11 protein-coding genes are annotated in these 15990 nt (G+C 77.7%); 2 read left to right on the plus strand and 9 right to left on the minus strand.

Going from position 1 to position 15990, the window contains the following annotated elements:
* The first annotated feature begins 96 nt into the window (after nt 1-96).
* Nucleotides 97-1485, plus strand: a complete 1389-nt coding sequence (gene rocD / locus HCK00_RS08970) for an ornithine--oxo-acid transaminase (RefSeq protein ID WP_168101261.1) — start codon at nt 97-99, stop codon at nt 1483-1485.
* A 263-nt stretch (nt 1486-1748) separates the two neighbouring features.
* Here the strand turns inward: rocD and pdxR are convergent, their stop codons facing one another.
* Nucleotides 1749-3200: a MocR-like pyridoxine biosynthesis transcription factor PdxR gene (gene pdxR, locus HCK00_RS08975; protein ID WP_168101262.1), complete on the minus strand. Its 1452-nt coding sequence runs from the start codon at nt 3198-3200 to the stop codon at nt 1749-1751.
* Between the two features lie 311 nt (nt 3201-3511).
* On the opposite strand from pdxR, the gene HCK00_RS08980 reads away from it, so the two are divergent.
* Nucleotides 3512-4090 (plus strand): carboxymuconolactone decarboxylase family protein, encoded by a 579-nt coding sequence (locus HCK00_RS08980; protein WP_168101263.1) that lies wholly within the window; start codon nt 3512-3514, stop codon nt 4088-4090.
* 139 nt (nt 4091-4229) lie between these two features.
* On the opposite strand, the gene HCK00_RS08985 is transcribed toward HCK00_RS08980, so the two are convergent.
* From HCK00_RS08985 to HCK00_RS09020, 8 genes are all read right to left on the minus strand, one after another.
* Nucleotides 4230-4922: a serine/threonine kinase C-terminal domain-containing protein gene (locus HCK00_RS08985; protein WP_168101264.1), complete on the minus strand. Its 693-nt coding sequence runs from the start codon at nt 4920-4922 to the stop codon at nt 4230-4232.
* Between the two features lie 305 nt (nt 4923-5227).
* Complete coding sequence (locus tag HCK00_RS08990; RefSeq protein ID WP_168101265.1) at nt 5228-5767, minus strand: hypothetical protein; 540 nt, start codon at nt 5765-5767, stop codon at nt 5228-5230.
* A gap of 212 nt (nt 5768-5979) precedes the next feature.
* Nucleotides 5980-7935, minus strand: coding sequence for an AbeC-like domain-containing protein (locus HCK00_RS08995; RefSeq protein ID WP_168101069.1), 1956 nt, complete (start codon nt 7933-7935; stop codon nt 5980-5982).
* Nucleotides 7936-8472: 537 nt separating this feature from the next.
* Nucleotides 8473-9462 carry a malate dehydrogenase gene (locus HCK00_RS09000; protein WP_168101266.1) on the minus strand — a complete coding sequence of 330 codons (990 nt, stop codon included), beginning with the start codon at nt 9460-9462 and terminating at the stop codon, nt 8473-8475.
* Nucleotides 9463-10063: 601 nt separating this feature from the next.
* The gene (locus HCK00_RS09005) at nt 10064-11386 is read right to left on the minus strand and encodes a helix-turn-helix domain-containing protein (protein ID WP_168101267.1); all 1323 of its coding nucleotides are present in this window, start codon (nt 11384-11386) and stop codon (nt 10064-10066) included.
* Between the two features lie 616 nt (nt 11387-12002).
* Nucleotides 12003-13253 (minus strand): helix-turn-helix domain-containing protein, encoded by a 1251-nt coding sequence (locus tag HCK00_RS09010; RefSeq protein ID WP_168101268.1) that lies wholly within the window; start codon nt 13251-13253, stop codon nt 12003-12005.
* Nucleotides 13250-14119: a peptidoglycan-binding protein gene (locus HCK00_RS09015; RefSeq protein ID WP_168101269.1), complete on the minus strand. Its 870-nt coding sequence runs from the start codon at nt 14117-14119 to the stop codon at nt 13250-13252. The genes HCK00_RS09010 and HCK00_RS09015 overlap by 4 nt, the downstream gene beginning before the upstream one ends.
* A gap of 853 nt (nt 14120-14972) precedes the next feature.
* Nucleotides 14973-15986 carry a DUF3017 domain-containing protein gene (locus tag HCK00_RS09020; protein ID WP_311765220.1) on the minus strand — a complete coding sequence of 338 codons (1014 nt, stop codon included), beginning with the start codon at nt 15984-15986 and terminating at the stop codon, nt 14973-14975.
* Nucleotides 15987-15990 lie beyond the last annotated feature (4 nt).

Consider the following 15990-nt stretch of genomic DNA (forward strand, 5'->3'; position numbering starts at 1 on the left):
CGATCGCCGGCGGAAATCGGCGAAGGTGGGAAGGAGACCGGGCCACGGGCCGGCGGAGGCCGGGTAGCTCGTGTCCGAGACCCCCTTGGAGGAGCCATGACAGCGCGTTCGGATCACAGCGGCACCGGCGCCTCCACGGCGTCCGGCACCCCGGCTCCGGCCCCGGCCCCGGCCCCCGCCCCGGGTTCTCCGGCTCCCTCCGGCTCCCCGGGTTCCGACGGTTCTCCCGGCCGTTCCGGCCCCTCCGGCCCCTCCCGCTCCCCGGACACGGCTTCGGCGGCCGTCGCCGCCGCGGAGGCCCACACCGCGCGGAACTACCACCCGCTGCCGGTGGTGGTGGCCACCGCCGAGGGCGCGTGGGTGACGGATGTCGAGGGGCGCCGTTATCTGGACCTGCTGGCCGGGTACTCGGCGCTCAATTTCGGCCATCGTCACCCACGGCTGATCGCCGCCGCCCGGGACCAGCTCGACCGGGTCACGCTCACCTCCCGCGCCTTCCACCACGACCGTTTCGCGGAATTCTGCGCCCGGCTGGCGGAGCTGTGCGGCATGGAGGCCGTGCTGCCGATGAACACCGGCGCCGAGGCCGTGGAGACCGCCGTGAAAACGGCCCGCAAATGGGGCTACCGGGTCAAGGGCGTCCCGGACGGCCGCGCCAGGATCGTCGTCGCGGAGGGCAACTTCCACGGCCGGACGACGACGGTCGTCAGCTTCTCCACCGACCCGGAGGCCCGCGCCGACCACGGCCCCTACACCCCCGGCTTCGACATCGTCCCCTACGGCGACCTGGCGGCGCTGGAGGCGGCGGTCGGGGAGGACACCGTCGCCGTGCTGCTGGAACCGGTGCAGGGCGAGGCGGGGGTGGTGGTGCCGCCCGACGGCTATCTCGCGGGGGTGCGGGAGCTGACCCGGGAGCGGGGCGTGCTCTTCGTCGCGGACGAGATCCAGTCGGGGCTGGGCCGCACCGGCCGCACCTTCGCCTGCGAGCACGAGGGCGTCACCCCGGACGTCTATCTGCTGGGCAAGGCGCTGGGCGGCGGGATCGTGCCGGTCTCGGCGGTGGTGTCCTCCCAGGAGGTGCTGGGGGTGTTCCGCCCCGGGGAGCACGGCTCCACGTTCGGCGGCAACCCGCTGGCGTGCGCGGTCGCCCTGGAGGTCGTCGCCCTGCTGGAGTCCGGCGCGTACCAGCGCCGCGCGGCGGCCCTGGGTGACCGCCTCCACCGGGGGCTCGCCCCGCTGGTGGCGGACGGACTGCTCGCGGCGGTGCGGGGGCGCGGGCTGTGGGCCGGCCTGGACCTCCCGCCGGGCGCCGGCACCGGGCGGCAGCTCTCGGAGCGGCTGCTGGAGCGGGGTGTGCTGGTGAAGGACACCCACGGGGCGACCGTCCGCCTCGCGCCGCCGCTGGTGATCTCCGAGGAGGATCTGGACTGGGGGATGGCACGGCTCCGGGAGGCGCTGCGGCCGGAGACGCCGCCCATCGGCTGAGGTCGAGGTGAGGCGACCTGCGGTCCGGGGACCGGGGGCCGCGCGAGCCGGGGGCCGCACGCCACAGGGCCCCGCCCGGGCGGGAGGACCCGGCGGCCCGGCGGCCCGGCGGTCCGGCGGCCCGGCGGTCCGGCGGCCCGGCAGGACAGGGCAGCGGTGGAAGCCAGGTGACCGCCCCGGCGCGCGGCCCTCCGCGCGGCGGCGCGGCAGCCGGGAGCGGCGCGGCACACCGGACCGGCGCGGCAGCCGGGAGCGGCGCGGGATCAGCGCGTCCCGCCGGTGGGCGGTGGCGGCAGGATCCGGCACAGCGCCTCCAGGGCGGCGGGGAAGGCATGCTCCGGCGGGGTGCCGTAGCCGACGACGAGCCCGTCGGGCCCGCCGGTGCCCGGGTCGTGGTGGAAGCGGCCCAGCCCTTCGAGCGCCACCCCTTCGCGGGCCGCCGCCCGCAGCGTCTCCGGTTCCGTGCCGGGCGGCAGTTCGAGTACCGCGTGCAGTCCGGCCGCGATCCCGGAGACGCGGATGTGCGGGGCGCGCCCGGCGACGGCGGCCACGAGCCGGTCCCGGCGCCGCCGGTAGCGCAGCCGCATCGCCCGCACATGACGGTCGTAGCCCCCGCCGCGGAGGAACTCGGCCAGGATGAGCTGGTCGGGGGCGGCGGTCATGTGCTCGGCGGGGTTCTTCAGCGCCAGGACGGCCCCGACGAGCCGCTCCGGCAGCACCATCCAGCCCAGCCGCAGCCCCGGGGAGAGGCTCTTGGAGGCGGTCCCGAGATGGACGACCCGCTCCGGGTCGAGCCCTTGCAGGGCGCCCACCGGCCGGCGGTCGTAGCGGAACTCCCCGTCGTAGTCGTCCTCCAGCACGAGGCCACCGGTGCGGCGCGCCCAGTCGACGACGGCGGAGCGCCGCTCCGGGGAGAGCGGCATCCCCGTGGGGAAGTGGTGCGCGGGGGTGAGCAGCACCGCGCGGGCCTCGGGCCGGTGCTCCAGCTCCGCGACCCGGGTGCCGTGCTCGTCCTTGGGCAGCGGAACGGTGCGCAGGCCCGCGCCGCGGATCAGCTCCCAGTGATGGTCGAGACCGTAGGAGTCGACGGCCACGGCCTCCGCGCCGGCCGCTCGCAGCGCCCGGCTCAGCAGCATCAGGCCCTGGACGAAACCGGCGCAGATCACGATGCGCTCCGGGGCGGTCCGCACCCCGCGCGCCCGGGCCAGGTAGCCGGCGAGGGCCCGCCGCAGCTCCGGGCGGCCGGCCGGGTCGCCGTAGCCGAAGGCGCCGGCCGGCGCCGTGGCGAACGCGCGGCGCGCGGCGGCGAGCCAGGCGGTGCGCGGGAAGGCGGAGACGTCCGGCGAGCCGGGCAGCAGATCGTGGCGCGGCCGCCGGGACGACCGGTCCCGCGTTCCCGGGGCGTGCGCCGGGCGGACGGCGGGAGACGGCGCCACCGGCTCGGCCCGGCGGGCGACCCGGGTGCCCGAGCCCTGGCGGGCGGTCAGCCACCCCTCGGCGACGAGTTCCCCGTAGGCGTCGGCCACGGTGTTCCGGGCCAGCGCGAGATCCGCGGCGAGCGTACGGGAGGAGGGCAGCCGGGTGCCGGGAGCCAGCCGGCCTCCCCGTACGGCGTCCCGGAGCGCCCGCGTGAGCGCGTCCCGGATGCCGGGGGTGCCCCGGGGCGGAAGGTCCAGATGGAGATCGGCGCCGCTGCCGGGACGGGGTTCCGCCATGCGACGGAGCCTACCGGGACGGGGCCGGGCGGGACGGGGCCGGGGCCGGGCCGCTCCGGCCGGCGGGAGGAGGCGCCCACGGGGGCGGCCGAGCCGCCCGCACCCCCGGCCCCGGGCGGACGACCAATCCCGTCCGGCCCGCTCGGTACCTGCTCCGCACGGCCGGTTCGGGCCGCGCCGGGCAGGACAGGTCAGGTCAGGTCAGGTCATCGCAGGGCAGGGCAGGGCAAGTCAGGGCAGGCGATTGGCCCAGGGAAAGGGAGCCGGAATGGCCCGTGCTGCCGGGCCACCCGCCCTCTACGGTCGGTGCCATGACGACAGACACGACCGAGGTGCTGGGCGGGCCGGCCGGCCCGGGAGAGAACGACGGCGCGGGGGCGGGCCGGGGGGCGGCGGCCGGAGCGTCGGCGCCGGAGCCCGCGGACGGGCGGCACGGCCCGCGGATGAACCTGTTCGAGCGGGCGCCCGGGGTCTACCGGGCCATGGTCGCCCTGGACCGGGCGGCCAAGGAGGGCCTCGACCCGGTGCTGGCCGAACTGGTCAAGATCCGCGCCTCCCAGCTCAACCACTGCGCCTACTGCCTGGACATGCACACCAAGGACGCCCGCGCCGCCGGGGAGCGCGAGGACCGCATCCATCTGCTGAGCGCCTGGGAGGAGGCCACCGGCTACTACACCGAGAAGGAGCGGGCGGCCCTCGCGCTGACGGAGGCCGTCACCGTCCTCACCGACGGTTTCGTCCCCGACGAGGTCTACCGGCGGGCCGCAGCCCACTTCGACGAGGCGGAACTGGCCCGGCTCATCTCCGTCATCGTCACCATCAACTCCTGGAACCGGATCGCCGTGACCACCCGCTCGGTGCCGGGCCACTATCAGCCGCCCGGCACCTGACCGTCCGGCCCGCGGTCACCGGGCGCCTGACCGTCCGGCGCCTGACCGTCCGGCGCGTGGGGACCTGCCGGACGGATCGCCGTCCCCCGCCGCCCCGGAGGGGGACGGCCACCGGCGGCCACCCCGCGCCCCGCGCCGCTCAGCCGGGTGACTGACCGCCCGGCACGCGGCCGTCCGGCGCGCAGGAGAAGCCCGCCGGGCAGAAGGACATCAGCAGGGTGCCGAGCACCTGCTGGTGGGCCTCCCAGTCCGGGCCGGGGGCGGCCAGCAGCAGCGCGTAGCGCCGGCCGTCCTGTGCCTCGTAGCCGTGGACGAGGGTGTGGCGGACCGTGCCGTCGTCCCGGGGGAAGGCGTACTCCAGTTCGGCGGCGGGGGAACCGCGCCAGTTCACCGGTTCCAGCCGGATCCGCTGATAGCCCGACTCGCGCTGCGAGACGTAGGAGTCGGTTTCGCGCATCGCCTCGTAGGGGGTCAGCCCGGGTTCGGTGATCTCGTAGATCTGGATGAGGGCGGCACCGCCGGGAGCCGTGTAGAAGACGCTGTCCCGCTCGGTGCTGCGCTCCCAGCCCATGGGGACGTCCACCGTGAACCCCGCCTGGTCCTCCTCCCGCCGGAACCCGGTGGGCGGCCCGCCGCCGGCGGTCTCCGAGGGGGAGGCCGTGCCGGTGGGACCGGGGGACGCGCCGGGCGCCGGGCCGCCGGATCCGGCCGGGCCGGGCGAGCCGCTCACCGAGGCGGAGGAGCCGACGTGCGGCCGGGCGGAACCCTCGTCGTCCCCGAACAGCAGGACCCCGCCCACGGTGGCGCCGGCCAGCAGGACGACGGTCACCACCGCGGCCGGCAGCGCCCGCGACCGCCCGCCGCGCCCGCCGCCCGGGGTGGTCCGCGGGCCGCCCGGCGGCACGGTGCCGACGAGCGGCGGCTCCGGTGGAGGCGGGGGCTCCCCCGGTGCCGGGGCCGGGGCGGGTGGCCGCGTGCCGGAGGGCGGCGGGGCCGGTATGGGTGCTGCGGGTGCTGCGGGTGACAGGGGTGCTGTGAGTGGGGTGGACGGTGTGGCGGGTGGGGGTGGTGGGGAAGGCGGGCCGTCGCCGACCCATCGCTGCTGATCCGCGTCCCAGCGCATGACGCACCGCCCCCTCAGCCGATCAGCCGGCCGATGGACTCGACCACGGCCAGCCCCGCGGCCAGGCCGCCCGCGGCGGTGGCGCCACCGGTGAGCAGCGCGCGCAGCCGGGCCAGCCGGCCCCTCTCCACCCGCCCGCCGTCCGCGGCCTCCTCCTCGAGGAGGGCCAGTTCGGCGTCGAGGGTCTCCAGCCCGTCGTCCCCGGTCCGCGCCAGCAGCGGGAGCCGGCCCCGCAGCACCCGTATCGCGTCCAGCAGTTCGGGCGAGACCGCGACCAGGTGGGCCGAGGCGTCCACCGCGCGGGCGTGGGTCCCGGCCGCGGCCGCTCCGCCGGCCAGCACGCCGATACTCATCCCGCCCGGCCCCGGCGGGGGGACGGCGGGCGGTGCCGCCGGCGGCCGACGGTCCGCGCTGGGGCCGGGCCACCGGCCGCCGGCCTCGTCCTCCGCGGTGGCTCCCGGCCACCGGCTCCGGTCCACGGGGGTGGGCCCCAGCCACTGGCTGCGGTCCTCGGCGCTCGCGCCGTATCCGCTGGCCGCGGCGCCGCCGGTCATCGTGCCGATGGTGATCCCGCCACCGGCGGGCGGAGGGCCGGCCGGTCCCCCGCCGGACGCGGGCGCCGGGGCCGCGCCGCGCCCTTGCTCCCCTTCCGCACGGCCCGCTTCCCCGGGACGCGGTTCTCCGCGGTTCCCGGGCGCATGGCCCTCTCCCCCGCGGCCCTCGTCCGCCGGTTCTCCGCCGGGGCGGGTCTCCTCGCGCCGGTCCGTCATGAGTCCCCGCCCTTCCTGCCGTCCACCTGCGTGATCTTCTGCTGGGCGCGGGCCCCGGGACCGGTGGCGACGGCGCCGCCGCTCATCCGCCCGATGTAGACGCCGCCCTCGGCGACCTGCGTGATGTGCTGCTCGAACTCGTCCGTCCGGTAGCCCTCGGCGCGCAGCGCGTCCCGGACCCCGCTCGCGATGCGGTCCTCGACCGTCTTCACATAGCGGCTGATGTCCATCTCCTGGAAGAGGGAGATCTCCTGGGTGGAGCCCAGTTCCCGGACGGAGCGCTCCGGCCCGTCCGGGGGCGCGCTCGCCGGGTCGTGGAGCCAGGTGCGGAAGAAACCGACGGCCGTGGTGACGGCGGACGCGGCGGAGGCGCAGCCCGCGGAGGGGGACGCGAGCACGGCCCGGACCACCTCGCGCCAGGGGCCCTGCTTCTGCTCGGCGAGCGCGTCCACCGCGCGGAACGCCGGCTTCACCGGGGTCAGGATGTGCGGCACGACCTCCAGCACCAGCATCCCGCCCTGGGTGTGGACCCGGACCAGCACCGAGACGACGACCTGCTCGTTCCAGGCGCCCACCCGGACCAGCAGGAAGTGCCGCCGCCCCTCGCCGCCCTCGTCGACGGCGTCCGCCCGGTGCCGCTCCACCGCGGCCTCGTCCCGCGGGACCTGGGCGCGGGGCGGGCCCGCCGGCAGGTAGACCAGCTCGTGGTACTCCAGATCCTTGAGGCGGTCCCGGCTGGTCTCCGCGGCCGCGGCCCGGAGCGCCTCCAGCCGCGGCCGGACCAGGTCGATGATCTGCCGGCTGGTGAGCCGGCGCCCGCCACCGGCGGCGGGGCCGGACGGCGAGGGGGGCGGCGCCCCGGGAGCCGCCGGCGCCCCGGCCGGTTCGGCCGGTTCGGCCGGTTCGGCCGGTTCGGCCGGTTCGGCCGGTTCGGCCCGGGCGGGGGGCACGGCGGAGCCCGTCCGTCCGGCGGCCCCGCCGCGCCGCTCGGCCCCGGCGTCCACCGGCACGGTGGCCGGGTGCGGCTCCGCACCCGCTTTCGGCTCCGCGCCCGCGCCCGGCTCCGCGTCCTCCCGGCGCTTCAGTTCCAGCGCGAACGACCAGACGCCGAAGGGGTGTCCGGCGCCGATGAACGGACGGTAGACGTTGTAGATGGTGAGTTCGGCGTGCTGTTCGCGGTCGAGGGCCGCGGAGATCCGCCGGTACCGCTCCCCCGCCGGCAGCTCGGCCCGGGGGCGGGTGGCGAAGCTCTCCCGGGAGAGCTCGTCACGGAGGACGGCCGCCACCTGCGCGCGGTGGAGCCCGACGGGCACCACGAGCAGCAGCGGGAAGACGACCGCGGCCCAGTTGCCGCCGCCGGAGAAGAGCACGGCCAGCGCGGTGATCCAGTAGGTGAGGGCCAGCAGCCGGCCGAACCACACCATCACCTGCGAGGCCCGGCGCCGGCCGCCGGTGGCCCGCCGCAGCGCCGCCTCGTTGACGGAGTAGACCGCGGAGCCCAGTCCGGCGGCGGCCCGCCCGGCCCACAGCAGCAGACACACGGCCGCCCACCAGAGCCACCAGGGGACCGACTGGGCCAGCGCCTCGGTGGCGTCGGTGACCGGGTAGGCCGTGCCCGGGCCGTAGTCGGAGAAGCCGCCGGACCCGAACGGGCCGCCCGGGGCGGGGGCCGCGCCGCCGCCGTCGGTGCCGTCGCCCTTTCCGATGCCGCTGAGGTCGAAGGCGAGGAAGGCGATCCAGATGAGCAGCGCCCAGCCGGCCGTCCGCACCTCCCGGGCGCGGGCCCGCAGGGCGTGCGCCAGGACCGGGACCACGTCGACGCCGAGCGACGGGGCCACCGACCGCTCCTCGTGCTCGACGAGTTCCTCGATGGTCTGGCGGCGGAAGTCGATGTCGAGATACGTCCCGGCGCAGAGCAGCCGGGTCGCCTCGGAGTGCGAGTACGGACCCATGATTCCCCCGAATCGGCCGAACTCCCCGGACACGGACCGGATACACGCCGCGGACACACGCGCGGGAGACGCGCGCTGGACGCGGGCAACGGGGCGCGCACCGGATACGCAGAGGAGTCGGAGAAGTACTGCCGGTCCCAGGCTAGCGGCGGACGCGAGCCTTCCGCCCTCTCTTTCACCGGGACTTCGGAAGGACCGGAGGCCGCCCGGGGACGGGTGCGCGGGGGGCGTGCGCCGGGGGCGCCCTGGTGGGGCGGAACGGGCCGAAGGGGCCGAAGGGGGACCCCGCGAGCGGCGGCGGACGCCGTTCCGCCGCCGGCGCGGCGAACGGCGACGGCCCGCCGCCACCCCGGGATCCGGGACGGCGGCGGGCCGTTCACGCGGTGCGCGGTCGCGCCGCGCGGTCGCGGCGGGGGACGCGGGGCCCGCGGGGCGCCATGCGGGCCGGAGCCGCGGGGCCGTCGCGTGCTCCCCCGGTGGCGCCATGCGCCGGCCCGGGGGCGCCGCGCGGCGCGGCGGCCGGCCGGCGGCTGCGGGTCAGAGCAGTCCGAGCCCGCGGACCGCCTCGCGCTCGTCGGCCAGTTCCTGCACGGAGGCGTCGATGCGGGGGCGGGAGAACTCGTTGATCTCCAGGCCCTGCACGATCTCGTAGCGGCCGCCGGCGCAGGTGACCGGGAAGGAGGAGATCAGGCCCTCCGGGACGCCGTAGGAGCCGTCCGACGGGATGGCCATGGAGGTCCAGTCGCCCTCGGCGGTGCCGGTCACCCAGGTGTGGACGTGGTCGATGGCCGCGTTGGCGGCGGAGGCGGCCGAGGAGGCGCCGCGCGCCTCGATGATGGCGGCCCCCCGCTTGGCGACGGTGGGGATGAAGGTGTCGGCCAGCCACGCCTCGTCGTTCACGACCTCGGCCGCGTTCTTCCCGGCGATCTCCGCGTGGAAGACGTCCGGGTACTGGGTGGCGGAGTGGTTGCCCCAGATCGTCAGCTTCTTGATGTCGGAGACCGCCGCGCCCGTCCTGGCGGCGAGCTGGGAGACGGCGCGGTTGTGGTCGAGACGGGTCATCGCGGTGAAGCGCTCGGCGGGGACGTCCGGCGCGGCGGCCTGGGCGATGAGGGCGTTGGTGTTGGCCGGGTTGCCGACGACGAGCACCTTGACGTCGTCCGCGGCGTGGTCGTTGATCGCCTTGCCCTGCGGCTTGAAGATGCCGCCGTTGGCCTCCAGCAGGTCACCGCGTTCCATGCCCTTGGTGCGGGGGCGGGCGCCGACCAGCAGGGCCACGTTGGTGCCGTCGAACGCGGTGGCGGGGTCGTCACTGATGTCGATGCCACGGAGCAGCGGGAAGGCGCAGTCGTCCAGTTCCATCGCCGTGCCCTCGGCGGCCTTGAGGCCCTGCGGGATCTCCAGGAGGCGCAGCTTCACCGGCACGTCCGCGCCGAGGAGGTGACCGGAGGCGATGCGGAAGAGCAGCGCGTAGCCGATCTGCCCGGCCGCGCCGGTGACGGTGACATTGACGGGAGTGCGAGTCATGTGCGATCTCCTGGTGCGGGTCGTCGGTGGGTGTCCCTGCCCCATGTGCTCTGGTATCTCCCGCCGGGCCGGGCCCGGAAGCACCCCCGGAGGAGCGCGGTGGAAGACCCGCGCCAGGCTATCCGACCAGGGGGTCCGGGGGGTCTGCCGCCCCACTGTGTCCCGTCTCACGGCGGGGCCCGGGGACGGACGCGGGAGCAGGCGGGGAGCGGCGGACGGGGCGGTGCCGACGAGGATGGCGGCCGGGCGCCGCGGGCCCGCGGCGGGCCCCGGGCGGCGGGGAGGAAAAGCGCGGCGCGGGCGCCGGAACCGGGACGGCGCAGGTGGTCGCTCCGGCGGTTCCGGCGGCTCGGGCCTGGCGATCCGGCCGGGACACGGCCCTGGGAGCAGAAGGGGTTGCCCGTGGGGCGGCCCCGAAGGGGAAGGAGGGGGGCGGCCGTTCGCCGAGGAGGGGACGCGAACGGCCGCCAGGGGGGTGTGCCGACCCATGGGGGGGCCTATTGCTGCGGCTGCCCCGGATTCCCGGGCGTATGCGCGCGGGAATCCGGGGCCCGTGCGGACGTGCCCCGCGGGAATCCGGGGCGCGTGCGGGGCGCGCCGGTCAGGCGCCGCCCCCCGCGCCGTCGCCCACCGCCCCGTCGCCCACGGCCCCGTCACCGGCTGTCCCGTCGCCCGGCGGCGCGGTCTCGCCGGCCTCCGGGGAGCCCGTGGCGGACGGATCGGGCCGGGCGCACCCCTTCTGTCCCGCGGCTGTCGTGGCGCAGACCTGGGCGTCGGCGAGCTTCTCGACGCCCACCATGCGCGTGAACGCCTCGGTGGCCGCCGGCTGTGTGTCCTCCTGGGCCGCGACCTCGGAACTCTCGCTCCGCTCACCGGCGCTGACGCGGACCGTGTCGCCGGGCGCGGCCTCGGTGATCCGGGCCCAGACGACCTGGCAGATGCCGCTGTGCCGCATCTCCACGAACGCGGTGCCGACCCGGGCCTCGGTGACGGTGCGGGCGTTCTCACCGCCGCAGCCCTGCTCCTCCGGGTCCTCGCCGGTGCAGCTGTCGCCCAGGCACTTGACGCCCTCGGGCAGTTCTGGCCTCGGGGACGCCGGCGGGGAGGTGGTCACGGCCGCCTTGCCGCCCGCGGACCCGTCGCCGCCGGCGCCCAGCATGACGAAGGCCCCGGTGGCCAGGACCAGGCAGGCGGCCAGCGCACCGCCGGTCAGCAGGGCGCGGCGCCCCCTGCTCCCGGGCGGGAAGGCCGGAGCCGCGTGGCCGTGCCTCCCTCCCCCGGGCGTCCCGTCGCCGGGAGATCCACCGGACGCCGGCGGGGACGCGGGCCGGGATCCGGACGCGGTGGCGGACGCCGCGCCGGACGCCGGCTCCCGCCCGCCTCGGGTCCCGAGGGCGAGCGTGTCACCGGAGTACGCGGGGGCGCCGGAGGCCACGGCCGGACCGGAGTGCGCGGCGGGGCCCGGCCCGGGGGCGGCCGGGACGGACCGGGTGACCACGGGAGGCGTCCCCGGCGCGGGCCTGGGCGCAGACGACCCGGACGGCCCGGACGGCCCGGCCTGCCGCGCGCCGTCCGGTGCGGTGGTGTTCCCGATGTCCGCCGTCGGGCACGGCTGTGGTTCCTTTCCGTCCGCGCCGAAGCCCTCACCGGGGCCGCCGCGGGACCACGCCTCCTCCGCCCGCTCCCACAACTCGGTGAGCGGGGCCCTGGCGTACCCGGTGACCTCGGCCAGTTCCACCACCGCCTCCAGCGGCGGCAGCAGACGGCCGTTCAGATAACGGTCCCATGAGGTCTTGCTGTAGCCGGTCCGGTCGGCGACGGCAGCGACGCCGAGACCGCTGAGCTCCACGATCCGGCGAAGCTGCCCTGCCAACTCGCGTATCGGCGGGTCCAGTTCCTCCGGGAGCACCTTCCAACGAGGCATTGCCTCCCCCTGTTCCCCCCACGTGTGCTCGGGCCCCCGGCGGCACGGAACGGTGAGAGCGGTCGGGATCACTCGGTCACGAGATCAACGCGGTCGGCATCAACACGACGCGCCGTCGGGGATGTTCGCACACCAGCATGTCAGCAGTCCCCCCGCGACGGCGACACGGGTGCGCCCTCTTCACCACCCGGGTACCGCGGACGGGGCCCCGGAGCAGCGGGAGAAGCCCTCCGGCTCGCCCAGCGTGATCATGCCGTCCCGGAACGGTCACCATCGCGCCACAGGGCACTCTCCACCCTTGATGTCGAACACCCGGGCGAAGAGGCTCGGAGCCGGACGGGGTCCGTCCTCCCCCGGGGGAGAGGGCGGGCCCCGTCGCGCGCCCACGCCCCGGCCGCTCCCGCCTACGCCCGCCTGCTCCCACCCGCGCCCCGGCCGGGAGCGCTCAGGCGCCGGCCCGGCTCGCGGAGACCCCGCGGAGCGAGGGGACGGGAGCGTTCGGCTTCTTCCGCCTCCGCTTCTTCCGCCTCCCCGGCCTCTCCCCGCTTCGGCCCCTGCCGGACGGCGCCTCGGTCCTCCGCCTCCCCGCGAGCACCCCGGCGGCGGGCGACCGCGGCTACGCCTCGTCGCCGGCCGGCGGGGCACCGGCGTCCGGGACGGCCTCGAAGCACTCGTTGCCGCGTCCGGAGGCGGGCAGGACGCAGGCGAGCAGGCGGGCCGTGTCCCCGGCACCGAGCATCGGCGTGTAGAGGTAACCCTCGGCGTCGTACTCGTCGGCCACAGTGGCCTGCTGGAAGCGTTCACCGGTGGAGATGCGCACCCGGTCGCCCGTGCGGGACTGCCACAGCCGCGCCCAGACCGCTCCGCAGCGGTCGCTGTAGCGGATCTCCAGACCGGCGCCGGTGGCCGTGCGGTGCCCGCCGAGCGTCCGTACCTCGACGCCGCAGCCCATGTTCTCCGGGTCCTTGCCGTCGCACGCCGCCCCCTTGCAGCCCACCGGGGGCAGGCTCGTGGCCCCGGTCGTCGCGGAGACCTCGGCGGCGGCGCGCCGGTCCCCGGTACCGCCGCCCGGCCACATCGCGGAGACCGCCACCGCCCCCGCGAGGACGACGGCCGCTCCGAGCCCCGAGAGCACCGCCGCCCGCCGCCGGCTCCACGGGGCGCCCGGAGCGCGTGGAGCCGACCGGCCGGGTTCTCCGTGTGCTCCCTGTGCTCCGTGTGTTCCCTGTGCTGCCTGTTCTGCGGTTTCTCCGTCCCCGCCGGCCCGTTCGCGTCCCGGCGCCCCGGATTCCGCCACCGCGGCGGTCGAGGGCCGGCCCGGGGTGGTGGCGGGGTCCGGGGCGCCCGGTTCCGCGGTCCTCCCGGCCCTCCCCGGAGCCTGAGGGGTCCGGTGCGTCCGGGGTGGCTGGGGCTTCCGGGGGGGCTGGGGCTTCCGGGGCGTTCCGGCGGCGGGCGGCGCACCGGCCGGGCCGGGACGCGGACGGTCCGACGGCGCGTGGCCGCCCGCCTCCCCGGCCGTCCGGTGGGCCGCGCGCCCGCTCCACGCGGCGTCGGCGAGATCCCAGAGGACGAGCAGCCGCTCCGGGCGCTCCCCGGCGAGCCCGCAGAGCGCCTCGACGGCCTGGCGCGGCACCTGCTTCTTCCCGTTGAGATACCGCTCCCAGGAGGACTTGCTGTACGGGGTGCGCGCCGCGAGCGCGGCAAGGCTGAGCCCGGTGGCGCGCCGCAGTTCCCGTAACTCCTCGGCGAGCCGGGCGCACTCGGGCGCGAGACCGGGGTGCGGGGTCCCCGGCCCGCGCTCCGGGCGGGGCGGCCCCGCGGCCGGTCCGGGGCGCGCCGGGCCGCCGGTCCGCTCGGTTCCGCTCATCCGCGCAGCACCTTCCAGGTGTGCGGGCCGACCTTGCCGTCCACCACCAGGCCGTGCCGGTCCTGGATGCGCTTGACGGCACGGGCCGTCAGATCGCCGTAGATGCCGTCGACGCCGCCCGGGGAGAAGCCGTGGTGCCGCAGCAGGCACTGGGCCTCGACGACGTCCCAGCCGGTACTGGAGTACTGCAGCACGGCGTCGCGGGTGGTGCTGTGCCCGGCGGAGAGCAGTCCGTCGTCGCCCCGCTCCACCGCGCAGCGGTAGGTGCGCCCCGGTTCGAGGGTGTAGGCGCCCTCGTGTCCCCGGGCGGTGGGCACCGTCGCGCCGTCCTTGGCCGAGCGGGGCACGACCGGCTCGTCGTCCTCCCAGGGGGCGGAGACGATCAGCACCGCGGCGACGGCCGTGGCGGCCACGGCGAGACCGGCGAGGAGCGGTGTCCGCAGCGCGCGGCGGGACCCGCGCGCCCGTGGCGGACCGGCCGGGCCCCCGTCCGCGCCGCCGGGCACCGTGCCCGCCGCCGGGTCGCCCCCGGCGCCCGGCTCGGTCGTGGAGCCCCCCGCCGTGGCGGGCGCGGTGTCCGGGACGGGCGTGGAGCGGGCCCTCCGGACGGCGGTCTCGGCGAGTTCGTGGAGCACCAGCAGACGGGTCGGGTCGGCGCCGCCGAGCCGGGCGAGCTGTTCGACCGCCCGCCGGGGCGGCAGCGCCCGCCCGTTGAGATAGCGCTCCCAGGAGGATCTGCTGTAACCGGTCTTCCGGCCGAGCGAGACCAGGCTCAGCCCCGTGCGGTCCTTGAGCCGTCTCAGCTCCACCGTGAGCCGCAGCGCGCGCTCGTCCAGCGTCTCCGGCAGTTCCTTCCAACGCGACATGCTCCACCCCATCCGCGTCCGGAATCCACGAGGGAGGTTATCCCCCGTCGCGGGGCGGAACAGGACGGCGCGGGCAACGGTTTCCGCGCCCTTGCGGGCGACCGATGGGTTCCGGTCAGGGTCACGGGCGGTCCGGCGTCCCCGGCCGGCACCGTCCCACGTAGCGTCCCCGCTGGTGGGAGACGGTGGCGTCCCAGGACTGCCCGGATCGGGCGCCGGGGGTGGCGGGGGTGGGGAAATGGCCCGCAATATCGCTTCGGCACCACGGCGGCGCGGCCCACCCCGCGCCGCCTCGTCCCGCCGCACCGGGCGCGGCCGTCTGCTCCGCGGCGGCGGCCGCGCCCTCACCGGCCGGGGCGGGGGCGTGGTGCCGGGCCGGATCCCGGGGTGCCAGGGGAGGTGCCGCGGGGGCCGTGGGAAGCGCCACGGGCCCGCCGGGCACGGCACGGGGTGGGGCCGTGGGCACGGGGGGACGGAGCCGCGACGCCCACGGCACGGGACCGCCCGGGACCGGCACGGGGTGGGAATGGTCCCGGTGACCGCGCGCGGGGGGCGCGGTCCCGGGCCCGGGACCGTGAGCCAGGAGGTCCCGCCGCGGCGGAGCCGGAGCCGCTACGGCCGGCCCGTCCGCGCGGGGCCTCCCGCCGAAGCGGCGGCCCGTCCTCCGTCGGGGGAGAGGACGGGCCGCCGCGCACGGCGACGCGGGGCGTGGCACGGCGGCGGCGTTCGGTGGCCGGCGCCGGTGGCCGGGGATCGGCGGTCGGTGGCCTGTCAGCGGCCGTCGGTCGCCGGTGGCCTGCGGACCGTGCTCCGCCGGGTGTGCTCCGCCGGTCCGTGGCGCCCGTCCCCCGGGTCAGCGCACGACGAAGTGGACCACGTCCTCCAGGAGGGGGATCTCCAGCCAGGGGTCCGGCAGCGTCATCAGCGCCAGGAAGGTGATGAGGGTGCCCAGCATCGCGTAGGTGGCGATGTCGGTGAAGCGGGACCGCACGGCCAGCATCCCCACCGACGGCAGCGCCCAGCGGAGCAGGGCCCCGACGAGCAGCGCCACCCCGATGAGCAGGGTGCCGACGCGCAGCGTCCCGAGGGCGACCAGCACCAGCCCGAGCGCGGCCCCGCCGAGGACCGTCAGCAGCGGCCACTGCCGGACGGGCGCCGGCGCGTCCCCCGCGGCGGCCCGGCCGCCGCCCTCGGGCCGCGCCGTGCTCCGGGTCAGCCGGGGAAAGCGCCGGCCGACGCGGCCCGCGCCCCCGGTCGCCAGGGGCGACGCCCCGGACGCGCGAGCGGGCCCCGGGCCGTCCCCGGACGGCGCGCCGTCCCCAGGCCGCGCCCCTTCCCCGGTCGGCGTCCCTTCCCCGGACCGCGCGCCCCCGGACGGCGTCCCTTCCCCGGACGGCGCGTCCGCCCCGGGCTCGGTGCGATCCCCGGGCAGGGAGCCTTCCCCCGCCGCGAGGCCGCGCTCCGCTTCCGGACCGCCCGCCGCTTCCGGACCGCGCTCCGCCTCGTCCGGTGCCTGCGCGCCCGGCTCCGCCGTGTCCCCCGCCGCCGGCTCCGGCGCATCCGGTGCGTCCGTGCCCCGGTCGGCCACGTCCCCGCGCGTCGCGCCCGGCCCGGTCGCCGCCGCCGCCCGGATCCCTTCGGCCCGCTCCGGCACGGTCGTCTCCTGAGCCGCCGCGCCCCGGGACGCCTGGCCCGTCTCCGGCGTACCCGGCGGCTCCGTGCCCGGCTCCGCCGTGTCCCGCGCCTCTGCGTCCCGTCGCGGCCCGGCCGGCTCCGCCACCTCCGGGTCCGTCGCGCCCCGGGACGTCCCGGCCGGTTCCGCCGGGTGCGGCTGTGCCGCGTCCCGCTCCGTCCGCTGCTCGTTCACGGCG

Origin of the sequence: Streptomyces zingiberis (assembly GCF_012034935.1) — a bacterium.
GTDB lineage: Bacteria > Actinomycetota > Actinomycetes > Streptomycetales > Streptomycetaceae > Streptomyces > Streptomyces zingiberis.